Below are 13,383 nucleotides of genomic sequence, written 5' to 3' on the forward strand. Positions count from 1 at the left end.
GCAGTGGGCTGAGCCCCCATATTGCCTATAACGATGTACCCTAGGCCCGATCCTGCCCTGTCCTACGGCTAATCCAACAAGCGCGCGCAACGCATTTAATGCCCGTATGATAAGCGCTCGAGAGCCTTGCATGCCATGGAGAATACCGGTTATGTCATTGCAGACAGAAAGTCTTTTGATCAGCATCCCTACCAAGGATGCGCGGGCCTTCGAGCAGCATTGGAAGGATCTGCGGCTCGCCGAAGCATTGGAACCGAGCCAGGACCTGAAAGATCCCGTTGAAATCGAAAATTTCGACGGTGCAACTCTGATGCAATGGATTGTTGAACTGACACCTGTTGTTGCCCCCTTGGTGTCGGGTGCAATGGGTTATGTCATCGCGGCGCGCGGTGAGCTCGAGTATGAGAAGAACGGGGAAAAGATACGTTTCAAGAACCTAAAGCCCTCTAAGATCAAGGAAATTATTGATATAATCGATGCGCGCAAGGATGATTAATGGGGCAATTAGCGCGACCTGACTGGGAGGCGATCAAAAGCCGCCTTAGGCGCACGCATGCGTTAAGTGTTAGGGCCAGTGATCGTCGAACGATCCGTACTGCTCTGCGATTCCTTCATGCGCATTATCCCGAGGCGCGACCATTCGTACACCTTCTTCCGGTCAGTACGATGCAATGGTCGAGCGTCGTCATCGGGCACAATAGCAAGTATGTATCCTTTGTCGACGTCGAGCAAGCGAATGCGATCGAGCTACTGCTAGCGCGAGGCTTTTGGGCTGAACTCCCGCTGTTCAGCTATGCCGAGTTCATGATCCGTGCCGCTGAGGTCTTTTACGATGATGGAGACCTAGTGCTCGCTGCAGCCATGAGCGAGCGTGCCAATGCGCGGCTGCGTCAATATTGTGCGCACACTGGTAGCGGTCTGTTCATCGATAGGCCCAAGGCTGTCAGCCAAGTTCTGATCGATATCATGCAGGCTAAAGTCGTGCTCGGCTTCATCACCGGTCACGAGATTGGCCATATACTTCAGAAGGCTTTCAATCCAGGCGCTGCGCCGCTCTTTGATTGGGTTTGTACCTGCTATGAGGGGAGCCATCTGGACAAGAATGGCGGCATCCCCCGTGAGCGATTCTTGCTCCCCGAGATCATCCAGAAATTTGATGATGACGGCCAGCCCAACGGGCACGCAATCCAGATGTCCAAAATGGTGGGTCTGCTCCATGACATGCAGAGGCAGCAGATTAAGGAGGCCCAGTCCGACGCACTCGGCGTGATCCTCGCGAGCGATGCTGCATCAACAGCTGGTATACCTGTTGATGTCCTCTTCAGCATCTTATTTGATGCCCTAGAATATACAGAGATGTTGATGGTGCTGCGCCGTCTTCTGCCGAGACTCCCGCGCGGCGAGAAGCGTGCTTCAGTTCCGCTTGAGGGTTCGGGCTTGGTTGCTCGCCAAATTATGTTCGTCAGGCTGGCACGAAGTCTTAGAGACGGAACTGCGCCGGCGCCTGAGCCAATCATACAGTATTGGTCGAAACTCTCAGAAAAGGCACTGGCACGTATCGAGAGTCTGATCGACAACGGTAAAGTCGAGGAACTCAGTCTGCGTAGCGAAGTTACTGTCCGTGGCGGTATCGAGCTTGCATTATATGGAAAGTTAGCACCGCATCGAGCCCCTGAGAAACTTCGAACGGCGTATGGTATAGCAGCCGGGGGGCTCATTGTCGCAGAGGCGCATCGAGGTTGCCCCGAGGCGCTCTTCAAAATCGAAGAGAGCTTCGACGGGACACCCGAAAGTAAATTGGACGGTGTCCTCTACGGCTTTGGCTGTGCGGTGCGTGACATCTGCGCCCTGAAGGCTTCAGAAACCCATGCGACAGGTTCGATACGTCGCGCTGATATTCTGAAGGATGGAAGCGATGCGGCCTTCGTAGAGTTCCTTCGCAGTGCGCGGACCCAGATCTTCCGCATGGAACTCAATCCACATTGGGCGGAAGACTTCAAAGCACTGCTGAGGAGTCCTCGTGCTGAGTAGTGTTCGAACGTTTATAGCCGGAATATTCCGATGGTTCTTATTCCAGCCGCTAAGGCAGGCAGAGATGAGATTCTCAGCATGGTTAAGATTCAGAGCTGAGTCTAAAATCCCCATTCATCTGACAGGAACAATTAGGTCTGGTTATCCTGAAAGATAAGAGTGAGTGAGCCATGATTAGGCAGGCTGTGACAATCTACGGCATCAAGAATTGCGACACGATGAAGAAGGCGCGCGCCTGGCTCGATGCCAAGGGCGTGCCTTACGCATTCCACGACTACAAGGTGGACGGCATCGACCGCGCGAAGCTTGAAGGCTGGGCCGGCAATGTCGGTTGGGAGACGCTCCTCAACCGTGCGGGAACCACGTTCCGCAAACTGCCCGATGCAGAGAAGGCAAGCATCGACGAGCGCAAGGCCATCGCGCTCATGGTCGATCAGCCCTCCATGATCAAGCGTCCAGTGCTCGATCTCGGCGGGCGGATCGTCGTCGGTTTCAAGCCGGAGGTTTATGAGAAGGCAGTTGAATAGTTTGGAGCATCGATACATCCACGCTGCTTCGTCATGGCCGGGCTTGTCCCGGCCATCTCGTTTCTGAAAAGCGCAGCGTGTCACAGTACGTCATCACCGGCACGAGGCCGGTGATGACATAGTGTGGTTGGCAACGCTTGAGCAGACTCCCTACTATCAAAACAAAAAGGCGGGCCGCAAAGCCCGCCTTTTTCAATGGTCGCTTGAATGGCCCTTACTGGATCTTCGGCGGCTCGTCGAAGTTCAGGCCGGGGAGGCCGCCCGGCTCGCTGCCGGGAGCGCCGAGGCCGGGGACCAGGAGCTCGTCGAGCTTCTTCTGGACCGCCGCCGGATCGACCGCCGGTCCCGTTCCCTTGTAGTGCGTGACGATGCCAGGGAAGGCGATGACGATACCGACCATGATCAGCTGGATGATCACGAAGGGGACGGCGCCCCAGTAGATCTGGCCCGTGGTCACCGGCTCCATCCTCTTGCCCGTCACGCGGTCGAGATACGGCACCTTGGGGGCCACCGAGCGTAGGAAGAACAGGGCGAAGCCGAAGGGCGGGTGCATGAACGAGGTCTGCATGTTCACGGCCAGGATCACGCCGAACCAGATCAGGTCGATGCCGAGCTTGTCGGCCGCGGGCCCGAGGAGCGGGATAATGATGAAGGCCAGCTCGAAGTAATCGAGGAAGAAGGCCAGGAAGAACACGAGGGCATTCACGACCACAAGGAAGCCGACCTGTCCGCCCGGAAGCGAGGTGAGCAGGTGCTCGACCCAGATGTGCCCGTTCACGCCGTAGAAGGTGAGCGAGAACACGCGGGCACCGATCAGGATGAACAGCACGAAGGCCGAGAGCTTCGCGGTCGCCTCCGTTGCCTGACGGACCAGGGTCCAGTTGAAGCGGGCCGGGTTGTTGTCGAGCTTGCGCTTGACAGCCGCAAGGATGACCGAGCCCAGCGCGCCCATGGCGCCGCCTTCGGTCGGCGTCGCGAGGCCGATAAAGATGGTGCCGAGCACGAGGAAGATCAGCAGCAGCGGGGGCACCATCACGAAGGTGACCTGCTGCGCCATGTTGGACATGAGACGCAAGCCGGTGAAGCGCTCGACGATGCCGACGACCAGCGCATAGATCGCGCCGGCCAGGATCATCTCGAAGGTGAGCGCCAAGCCCTCGTGGTTTTGAGTGTGCAGGTAGACATACGCGGCGACCAGAAGCGCCACCAGGACGGCCGAGATGGCAATGCGCTTGGCGCCGAGCATCTTGTTCATGAGGGCGCAGATCAGCGCCACCACGGTTGCCACGCAGATCGTCAGGATCACGAAGTCCGCACCGGCCTTGGTGCCGGTCTGCGAGAGCACGTAGTAGCCGACGAGGCCCGAGAACACGACCAGGATGCCGAGCTGCCATACGCCACGAGCGCCATCGGGCTCGCGGTAGCCGATGGCTTCCGGCGGAAGGCCGGGGGCCGACTTCGGATAGATGATCGCCATCAGCATGATGTAGCCGGCATAAAGCGCCGTCAGGATCAGGCCGGGCAGGAACGCGCCCTCGTACATGTCGCCCACGGAGCGGCCGAGCTGGTCGGCCATGACGATGAGAACGAGCGAGGGCGGAATGATCTGGGCCAGCGTGCCCGAGGCCGCGATCACGCCGGAAGCCAGGCGACGGTCATAGCCGTAGCGCAGCATGATCGGCAGCGAGATCAAGCCCATCGAGATCACGGAGGCGGCCACTACGCCGGTGGTGGCGGCAAGCAGCGCGCCCACGAAGATCACCGCAAAGGCGAGGCCGCCGCGCACGGGTCCGAAGAGCTGACCGATGGTGTCGAGGAGGTCTTCCGCCATGCCGGAGCGTTCCAGCACAAGTCCCATGAAGGTGAAGAACGGGACCGCGAGCAGCACCTCGTTCGACATGGTGCCGAAGATGCGGTCTGGCAGGGCCTGGAGGAGCGGCCAGGAGAGCGTGATGGTATCGGGCGCGTAGGGAGCAAGCTCCACGGCGATGAAGAAGAACAGCAATCCGTTCGCAGCGAGCGCGAAGGCGACCGGGTAGCCGAGAAGAAGGAAGACCACGAGCGCCGCGAACATGATCGGCGCGAGGTTCTGGGCAATCAATGCAGCCATTGATGAAAACTCCGGAAAACTTGAAACGGGCGCCTAACGATCAGCTCACGCCGTCGCCGGGGGCGTGCCGCCGGTCCCGGGGGTGTTGATGGTGCCGATTTCCGCGATGAGGCGCTCGGCTTCCGCTTCGACGCTGTGCCCGCTGGCCTCCTCGTCGACAAGCTTGCCCTGCATGATGGCGACGCGCTTGATCAGCTCGCTCAGCCACTGGAAGAACATCGAGATGAAACCGAGGAGAATGAGGCCCTTGGCCGGCCAGATCAGCAGGCCACCGGCATTCGAAGAGACCTCGCCGGAGCGGTACGAGTTGAGGAAGTAGGGAACCGACAGCCAAAGCAGCAGGGCCACGAAGGGGAACAGGAAGAAGAGATGTCCGAACACGTCGACCCCGTCCCGGCCGCGCTTCGAGAGCCTGCTCGAGATGATGTCGATGCGGATATGCTCGTTTGCCTTCAGCGTCCAGGCGGCGCAGAGCATGAAGACGGCGCCGAACAGGTACCATTGCAGCTCAAGCCAGGCATTGGACGAGACGCCGAAGATGCGCCGGATGATGGCATTGATGGCCGAGACCAGGATGGCCACCACGATGGCCCAGGCAGCGACCTTGCCGAGGCGCTCGTTGATAGAGTCGATGACACGGGATAGCCCAAGAAGTGCCGTCACCTGTCTCCCCCTTAGAACTTGTTGGTTGATAATCTTGCGGCCTAGCTATCGGACTTGGGGCGGCGTCGCTAGAGCCGATTTAGTCTAAAGCAAGGTTTGAGGCGGTCCGTAGCGGAGAAATTTTCATGCTGCAAGGTACCCCGCTGTTAAAAGTTTAGGCAGTGCAAGGCTTTGATGAACGTCGGAAACTTGCGGCCGGGCGTTGCTGGGGATTCATTCTGCCGACGCTCTCCAAGCGTCAGCTTTGATTGGATTTCCGGACTGTAGTGGTTATAAGTTCCTATCTTCCGGAGGACGCCCGTGACGCTGCTCGTTGTCGGTCTGGTGATTTTTCTCGGCATGCATTCCATCAGCATGGCGAGACGCAATCGAGCAGCCTTGATCGCCCGGATCGGCGAGGGCCCCTACAAGGGCCTTTACTCCCTTGTCTCCCTTCTCGGCATCGTCCTGATCGCCATCGGCTACGGCCAATATCGTGCGAGCGGCTACATCCCGGTCTGGGATCCGCCGGTCTGGACACGGCATCTGGCCCTCATTCTGGTCTGGCTCGCCTTCATTTGCCTCGCGTCGGCCTATCTGCCCGGTCGCATCAAGGCGCGGCTCAAGCACCCGATGCTCGCCGGTGTGAAGATCTGGGCCCTGGCGCACCTCCTTGCCAACGGCGATCTCGGCTCGATCCTGCTCTTCGGCTCCTTCCTGGTCTGGGCCGTGTTCGCCCGCATCAGCGCCAAGCGTCGGGACGTGGCGGCTCAGCATGGGGGCACTGCGGCGCCTGCCGGATGGCGTAACGATGTGCTGGCGGTGGTCATCGGCACGGCGATCTATCTTGCCTTCGTGTTCTGGCTCCATCCCTGGCTGATCGGGGTTCCCGTCCTGCTCATGCGGGCATGAACCCTCTCGCCTTGTGCGGGCGTGTGTGTTAGGCGACCGTCTTCGATGAAGGAGGCGGCTTGAGGCCGCGAGAGTTTTATGGCCCCGAAGGACGAGTTCATTCGCGAAGTCGATGAGGAATACCGCCGCGACCAGATGGCTCAGATCTGGAAGCGCTACAACGGAATCATCATTGCCGTCGTGTTTCTGATCGTGGCCGGCGTCGGCGGCTGGCGCTTCTGGCAGCACACCCAGGAGACCCGGGCGCAGGAGGCTGCCGTGCGCTACGAGGAGGCTCTGCGCCTCTCCTCCGAGGACAAGGGGCAGGAAGCTCAGGGAGCCTTCGAGACTGTGGTGAAGGAAGACGGCGGCACCGGCTATGCCATGCTCGCCCGCTTCCGCCTTGCGGCTGAACTCGGCCAGCAGAACGCCGAAAACGGCGCTTCGGCCTATGACGCACTTGCCAACGACGCCTCCGTCCCGCCGCTCTGGAAGGATCTCGCGCGCCTGCGCGCCGCCTGGCTGCGCATCGATACGGTCGAACCTGCAGCCCTGCGTCAGGCCGCGGAGCCGCTCGCCGCGCCTACCAAAGCCTGGCGCCATTCGGCACGGGAACTCTTAGGACTGTCCGGCCTTAAGGCCGGTGATATGGATTATGCCGGTCGCTGGTTCGACCAGATCGCCGCCGATCGCGAGACGCCGTCTGCCTTGAGGCAGCGTCTTGCCGTCTACACCGCCCTCGTGGCGGGCGGTCCGGTGCAGGCGACTCAGTAAGATAGGATAAAGACATGACGGCGACCGTCGCCATTGTCGGGCGGCCGAATGTCGGCAAATCGACTCTCTTCAATCGTCTCGTCGGCAAGAAGCTGGCGCTCGTGGATGACCGGCCGGGCGTGACCCGCGACCGGCGCGAAGGCGAGGCGCGCCTCGGCGACCTCGAATTCCGCATTGTCGACACGGCGGGCCTCGAGGAAGCGACCGAGGAATCCCTGCTCGGCCGCATGCGCGCGCAGACGGAAGCCGCCATCGGCGACGCCGACGTGATCCTCTTCGTGATCGATGCCCGTGTCGGCATTCTGCCCGCCGACCGGCCCTTCGCCGAGATGGTGCGCCGCTCCGGCAAGCCCGTGATCCTCATCGCCAACAAGGCGGAAGGCGGTGCCGGCATGGCCGGAGCCTATGACGCTTTCTCGCTGGGCCTCGGCGATCCTGTCCCGCTCTCCGCCGAGCACGGCGAGGGCATGGCCGATCTCTTCGAGGCCCTGATGCCCTTCTTCCCCGACCCGAACGAGGAAGCGGAAGAAGAGGACGATCCCAACAAGCCGCTGCAGATCGCCATCGTCGGGCGCCCGAATGCCGGCAAGTCCACCCTCATCAACCGCATGGTGGGCGAAGACCGCATGCTCACGGGCCCCGAGGCCGGCATCACCCGCGATTCCATCTCGCTCGATTGGGAATGGCGCGGACGCTCCATCAAGCTGTTCGACACGGCAGGCATCAGAAAGCGCGCCCGAGTCGAGGACAAGCTCGAAAAGCTCTCCGTCGCGGATGCGCTTCGCGCCGTGCGCTTCGCCGAGGTGGTGGTGGTTCTGCTCGACGCCACGATCCCGTTCGAGAAGCAGGACCTCTCCATCGTCGATCTGGTGGAGCAGGAAGGCCGCGCCCTCGTGATCGGGATCAACAAGTGGGATCTCGTGGCCGACCAGAAGGGCCTGCTCGCGGACCTGAAGGAAAAGGCCACCCGCCTGCTGCCACAGGTCCGCGGCGCAGCGGTGGTGCCGCTCTCAGGGCTGGCCGGCAGCGGCATCGATCCGCTCATGAAGGCGGTGCTCCAGGTCTACGAAAAATGGAACACCCGCATCTCGACTGCGCGGCTCAACCAGTGGCTTACCGAGGCGCTGGAAACCAATCCGCCGCCCGCCGTGTCGGGCCGCCGGATCAAGATCCGCTACATGACGCAGATCAAATCGCGCCCGCCACATTTTGCAGTCTTCGGCAATCAGCTCGACGCCCTGCCGAAGAGCTACACCCGCTATCTCGTCAACAGCATCCGTGAAGCCTTCGATCTTCCGGGCACCCCTATCCGCATCTCGCTGCGCATGGGGCAGAACCCGTTCGACAAGGAGCGGAAGTAGGGGCGTATTGAGCCGCCGTGTCATCCCCGGCGGCCCGTAAGGGTCGGGAAGGGGATCCATAACGCGGTACAGGTAGATGGATTCCCTTCCCCTTCTGTAGGTCCTCGATAGAGATGTCACCGCTCTCCTCGTTACAAATGTCACCTCCTCCCGGTGTCATTTGCAGCAGAGAGCTTCGTTTCTATGGTGGTCCTTGCCATGAGCCGTCCCGAGATCGACCGGATGCATGTTCTGCGCGACGTGATGGCAGAGCACATCACGGTCAATGAAGCTGCCCAGTTGCTGCGGATCACACGGCGTCAGGTGTTCCGATTGCTCAAGGCCTATCAGACCGGCGGTCCCGCGGCCTTGGTGTCGCGCCGGCGCGGCAGGCTCAGCAACCGCTCCTACCCGGCGGCGCTGCGCGCCGAGGTGCTGGCGCTCATCACGGCCAACTATGCCGATTTCGGTCCAACCCTTGCCTGCGAGAAGCTCGCCGAGCGGCACGGCATCGATCTGGGCGTCGAGACGATCCGGCGCTGGATGCTCGCGGCGGGCCTGTGGCAGGACCGCAAACAGCGGCTCAAGCGCGTGCACCAGCCGCGCTACCGGCGTGATTGCGTCGGCGAACTCGTCCAGATCGATGGCTCCGAGCATTACTGGTTTGAGGATCGTGGTCCGCCCTGCACGCTGCTGGTCTACATTGACGATGCCACCAGCCGGCTGATGCATCTGAAGTTCGTCGAGACCGAGTCGACCTTCGACTATTTCCGATCGACCCGGGAGTACCTGGAGGCCTACGGCAAGCCGGTGGCGTTCTACTCCGACAAGCACGCCGTCTTCCGGGTCAACGGCAGAGGAGCCGTGGGAGGTGACGGCATGACCCAGTTCGGCCGGGCGCTGCATCAGCTCAACATCGACATCATCTGCGCCAATGCTCCGCAGGCCAAAGGCCGCGTGGAGCGCGCGAATGGCACCTTGCAGGACCGGCTGGTCAAGGAGCTGCGTCTGGCTGGGATCTCAACCCTTGAGGCGGGCAATGCCTTCCTGCCGGCGTTCATGGCGGACTTCAACCGCCGCTTTGCCAAAGCGCCCTACAGCGACAAGGACCTGCATCGCCCGCTCAGCGAAGACGATGAGCTGGATGACGTGTTCGCCTGGCGGGAGGAGCGGACGGTCTCGCGCAGTCTGACCCTGCAGTACGACCAGGTGCTGTTCATTCTCGAGCCGAGCGCGATCACGCTGTCCCTCGCCCGCCAGCGAGTGACCGTCTACGACTATCTGGATGGGCGCTTTGCCATCAAGCACAAGGGCCTGGAGCTGCCGTACAGAACCTTTGACCGCCGCCAGCAGGTGGAGCAGGCGGCAGTTGTCGAGAACAAGCGGCTGGGGCCGGTTCTAGCCTATATCGCCGAGCGGCAGAAGGAGCTCGACATGAGCCGCAGCCGCAAAGCACCTCGCCGGCGAGGGCAGGCCAAGAGCCTGTTCAAGGTGGGCTGAGCTCTCAGCAGTCACTCCCAGAGGTGACATCTCAAATAAGGACAATCAGTGACTTGTCTAATGAGTTCTGACAGATTCCCTTCCCCTTCGCCTCGCTCCGGCCGGGAATGAAACTCTCCCGGCCGGAGCGGTACGCAAGGCAGATTCAATCGGCGGCCGCTCGCCGGAGCGGCTGCGGCAGCACGACGACGTTATCGTTGATCAGCGGCACGAATTCCGCGATCGGGGCAGGGCGGCCGAACAGGTAGCCCTGCGCCTCAGTGCATCCCTCGAGTCCGAGAAAGCGCAACTCCTCGGACGTCTCGACGCCTTCCGCGATCACGGGAAGACCTAAGCCCCGCCCGAGCCCGAGCACGGCGCGAACGATGGCGGCCGCCTGCGGGTTCGTGTGAACCGCCTGAATGAAGGATCGGTCGATCTTGATCTTGTCGAACGGGAAGGCGCGCAGGTTCGAGAGCGAGGAATAGCCCGTGCCGAAATCGTCCATGGCAATGTTGACGCCGAGCGCCTTCAGCTTCTGCAGGGTCTGCAGCGCGCGGTTGGGATCGCGGATCAGCGCCGTCTCGGTGATCTCGATCTCCAGCCGCTCCGGCGGAAGCTTCGTCTGACTCAAGGTGCTCTGGACGAATTCGACGAAGCCGTCGCTCGTCAACTGCAGCGCCGAGACGTTCACCGCGATGGTGAGCGGACGCATCCAGGCGGCGGCCTCATGGCAGGCCTCCCGCATCACCCATTCGCCGATCTTCAGGATCAGGCCGCTATCCTCCGCGATCGGAATGAAGATCGAAGGCGGGACTTTGCCGCGCGTCGGATGGGTCCAGCGCAGCAGAACTTCGAATCCGTTGACCTCTCCCGTGTCGACCTGCGCCTGCGGCTGATAGGCCAGGCTCAGCTCGTTGTTGGCGACGGCGCTGCGCAGATCGTGCTCGATGCTGCGGCGTTCCCGGATCTGCGCTCCCATGGCCGCCTCGAAGAAGCGGTAGGTCCCCTTGCCCTCGGTCTTGGCGCGGTACAGGGCCGCGTCGGCGCTGGAGAGAAGCTCCGTGCGGTCCTTCGCGTCGGACGGATAGAGCGCGATGCCGATGCTGACCGACACGAGTCCGGCCGGAACGCCGTCCTCGTCCCATTTGAGGCTTTTCAGCAGCGTGTCGGCGAGCTGCCCCACCTGGACGGGATCGGTCACGAGAGGAGCGATGATGGCAAACTCATCGCCGCCGAGGCGCGCGAGCATCTGCCCGTCGACGAGAACCGACGAGAGATGCCTGGCGATGTCCTGGAGTACCCGGTCGCCGGTGGCATGGCCGTAGATGTCGTTGACCTCCTTGAAGCCGTCGAGATCGAGGCACAGTAGCGCCATTTGGCGCTTGGCCCTGCGATGCAAGCGGATCTCGCGGTCCAGGCGTTGATCGAAGCTCGCGCGGTTGTCGAGGCCGGTGAGCGGATCGTGATGCGCCAGATAGCGGATCTGGGCCTCCGCATTCCGGCGGTCGCGCAGATCGCGGAACGCGACCACGTTGTGGAGAGCGCCGTTGTAGTTGATCTGGCGGGCGATCAGTTCCACGGGGAGCAGCGTGCCGTCGCCGTTCCGCAGCTCGGTTTCGACGGCCTGTCCGAGAGCCGCAAACAGTTTATTCCGCTTCGAGCTGTCCGGAATCCATGCGGCGAGCGACTGACCCACGATTTGATCGGACGTGAGGCCGGCGAGCCGCGCGAAGCTCTGGTTGACCGTCACGATGGTATCGCCGTTGCAGAGAACGAGGCCCTCGACCGCCGCATCGGTGAGATCGCGCATGCGCTCCATCTCGAGCGACGCGCGACGGCGCTCCCGGATGTCGAGGCTCAGGGCGACGACGGCGAGCAGAAGAATCGCGAGGCTGACGAACGCCACGCCGATGGCGAGCCATTCGGTGCGGATGGATGAGGACGAGAGCGCGATCGCGGGATCGGGCGTGATGGCGACCGCTCCCATGGCGGTGAAATGGTGGCTGCAGATCGCGACCGTGAGCAGCAGCGCGCCTACGAGCTTGGAGCGGAGCGAGAAGCTGCGAAGTGCGACGAACAGCGAAGCCGCGCCGATCAGGCCTCCGAGCAGGATCGAGGACGCCACAAGCGCCGGATCCCACGCGATGGTGCCCGCGACTTCGAAGGCGGCCATGCCGGTATAGTGCATCACGGCGATGCCACCGCCGACCATGGCGCCGCCGATCCAGGGCGCGGCCGCCAGCCCGGGCAGGAGCGCGGCGCCGAAGCCGATGCCGGTCAGCGCGACGGCGGCGATCAGGGAGATGACCGTCAGCACGACGTTGTAGGCGGTCGGCAGGGACGGGGAGAACGCCAGCATGGCGATGAAATGCGTGGCCCAGATGCCGAAGCCGGTCGAGGCCGCCGCGATGCCGAGCCAGACGATACGGCTGCTGTGGCCGGAGCGGCGCACGTGATGCAGCAGGTTGACCGCCGTCAGCGATGCCAGCGCACAGACCAGGGCCGCCAGGGCGACGAGCCGGAGATCGTGCTCGGAAACGATGCAATCATAGACGGTCAGCATTATGAACCTTTGCAGACGGCCCGCTGCAGCGATGTCGCGCACGAGGGAAGCCTGTCGGAATCGGAGATTGAACTTAAGAAAAATCCGGTCTCTCACCGGTATGGCGGGGCGGCATCATGCCTTTGGACCGGCTCGCCCAGGTGAGCCCCAATCCGCCATGGATTTCGGGAAATTGTCCCGCCCGGTAAGATGAGACATCGCCTCGCCAAGTCAACGAAGGGTGGGCACGGGGAGACGTTTATCGGGCAGCAGGGTTAACGGAGGCTGATGACACCGACAGGGTCATGGGCCGGTCCACATATTCGCCGGGCCTCAAACAGAAAAAGCCCCTCCGATCCGGAGGGGCTGGTCTTGGCTCTCGGAATTGCCATTAGATGACAGAGAGATCCTTGAAGGTCAGCAACGTCTGTTTGGTCAGGACGGCGAACTTGATCTGCGCCGCCGCGCCCGTGCCGTCGGGATCGTAGTAAAGGCTGCCGGTACCCTTGTCGTAGATGATGCGATCCGACGCGTCGTGAGCCTTCTTGCCGGCGTGGAACGCGTCCGCCTTCAACGTGCGGGCCGCTTTGAGCTTGCTGAACGTGTGGCGGGACAAGCTGATCATGTCCTCAGTCGGGTCGAAATCCATGATGCGGTCGACGTTGGTCTTCGCGTTCAGCTTGGTATCGAAGAAGAAGGTGTCCGCTCCGGTGCCACCATAGAGTCGGTCGTTCCCGGCAGCGCCGGCAAGAACGTCACCGCCGCCGTAGCCATAAATGGTGTCGTTGCCGCCCATGCCATAGAAGCCGTCGATGCTGTCGGTCCCTTTCAGCACGTCGGCGCGGGGCGTTCCCTGTGGCGGGAGGGTCAGGGCGTTGGCCGCCCAAAGCGCATCCTGGTGATTGCCCGCAAATGTCCAGCTGGATTGCGAAGTGTTCTTGTCGCTCATCGTCTACTCCTCAAATCGATTCTGCCTTGGTCCGAAGGACCGCTGGATAAGAGCAAACAATGGTAAGCGCAATGATATGACGTTTGGAAATGTTG

At 61.9% G+C, this 13,383-nt stretch carries 11 protein-coding genes; 7 read left to right on the top strand and 4 right to left on the bottom strand.

Features of this window, described 5'->3' with window-relative positions; translation table 11 throughout:
- Nucleotides 1-151: 151 nt before the first annotated feature.
- The 3 genes from ACD578_RS08085 to ACD578_RS08095 all read left to right on the top strand — a co-directional run bounded on the left by ACD578_RS08085 (nt 152) and on the right by ACD578_RS08095 (nt 2,558).
- Complete coding sequence (locus tag ACD578_RS08085; RefSeq protein WP_404292173.1) at nt 152-496, top strand: hypothetical protein; 345 nt, start codon at nt 152-154, stop codon at nt 494-496.
- A gap of 170 nt (nt 497-666) precedes the next feature.
- Nucleotides 667-2,031: a hypothetical protein gene (locus ACD578_RS08090; protein WP_404292174.1), complete on the top strand. Its 1,365-nt coding sequence runs from the start codon at nt 667-669 to the stop codon at nt 2,029-2,031.
- A gap of 170 nt (nt 2,032-2,201) precedes the next feature.
- Nucleotides 2,202-2,558 (top strand): ArsC family reductase, encoded by a 357-nt coding sequence (locus tag ACD578_RS08095; RefSeq protein ID WP_404292175.1) that lies wholly within the window; start codon nt 2,202-2,204, stop codon nt 2,556-2,558.
- 214 nt (nt 2,559-2,772) lie between these two features.
- On the opposite strand, the gene ACD578_RS08100 is transcribed toward ACD578_RS08095, so the two are convergent.
- Both ACD578_RS08100 and ACD578_RS08105 read right to left on the bottom strand, forming a co-directional pair.
- On the bottom strand, nt 2,773-4,668 hold the full coding sequence (locus tag ACD578_RS08100; RefSeq protein WP_404292177.1) for a TRAP transporter large permease subunit: 1,896 nt from the start codon (nt 4,666-4,668) through the stop codon (nt 2,773-2,775).
- A 45-nt stretch (nt 4,669-4,713) separates the two neighbouring features.
- Nucleotides 4,714-5,331 (bottom strand): TRAP transporter small permease subunit, encoded by a 618-nt coding sequence (locus ACD578_RS08105; protein WP_404292179.1) that lies wholly within the window; start codon nt 5,329-5,331, stop codon nt 4,714-4,716.
- 300 nt (nt 5,332-5,631) lie between these two features.
- Here ACD578_RS08105 and ACD578_RS08110 point away from each other — a divergent pair, with 300 nt between their 5' ends.
- The 4 genes from ACD578_RS08110 (at nt 5,632) to ACD578_RS08125 (ending at nt 9,815) form a co-directional block, all read left to right on the top strand.
- A complete protein-coding gene (locus ACD578_RS08110; protein ID WP_404292180.1) occupies nt 5,632-6,222 on the top strand; it encodes an NnrU family protein in 591 nt (196 codons plus the stop codon).
- Between the two features lie 78 nt (nt 6,223-6,300).
- The gene (locus ACD578_RS08115) at nt 6,301-6,975 is read left to right on the top strand and encodes a tetratricopeptide repeat protein (RefSeq protein WP_404292182.1); all 675 of its coding nucleotides are present in this window, start codon (nt 6,301-6,303) and stop codon (nt 6,973-6,975) included.
- A gap of 14 nt (nt 6,976-6,989) precedes the next feature.
- Entirely contained in the window at nt 6,990-8,336 is a 1,347-nt protein-coding gene (gene der, locus ACD578_RS08120; RefSeq protein WP_404292184.1) for a ribosome biogenesis GTPase Der, read from the top strand.
- A 183-nt stretch (nt 8,337-8,519) separates the two neighbouring features.
- The gene (locus ACD578_RS08125; RefSeq protein WP_404292186.1) at nt 8,520-9,815 is read left to right on the top strand and encodes an ISNCY family transposase; all 1,296 of its coding nucleotides are present in this window, start codon (nt 8,520-8,522) and stop codon (nt 9,813-9,815) included.
- Nucleotides 9,816-9,960: 145 nt separating this feature from the next.
- Here the strand turns inward: ACD578_RS08125 and ACD578_RS08130 are convergent, their stop codons facing one another.
- On the bottom strand, nt 9,961-12,360 hold the full coding sequence (locus ACD578_RS08130; RefSeq protein ID WP_404292188.1) for an EAL domain-containing protein: 2,400 nt from the start codon (nt 12,358-12,360) through the stop codon (nt 9,961-9,963).
- 370 nt (nt 12,361-12,730) lie between these two features.
- Complete coding sequence (locus ACD578_RS08135) at nt 12,731-13,288, bottom strand: calcium-binding protein (protein ID WP_404292190.1); 558 nt, start codon at nt 13,286-13,288, stop codon at nt 12,731-12,733.
- Nucleotides 13,289-13,383: the final 95 nt, after the last annotated feature.

Origin of the sequence: Microvirga sp. RSM25, assembly GCF_044784385.1 — a bacterium.
Taxonomy (GTDB): domain Bacteria; phylum Pseudomonadota; class Alphaproteobacteria; order Rhizobiales; family Beijerinckiaceae; genus Microvirga; species Microvirga tunisiensis.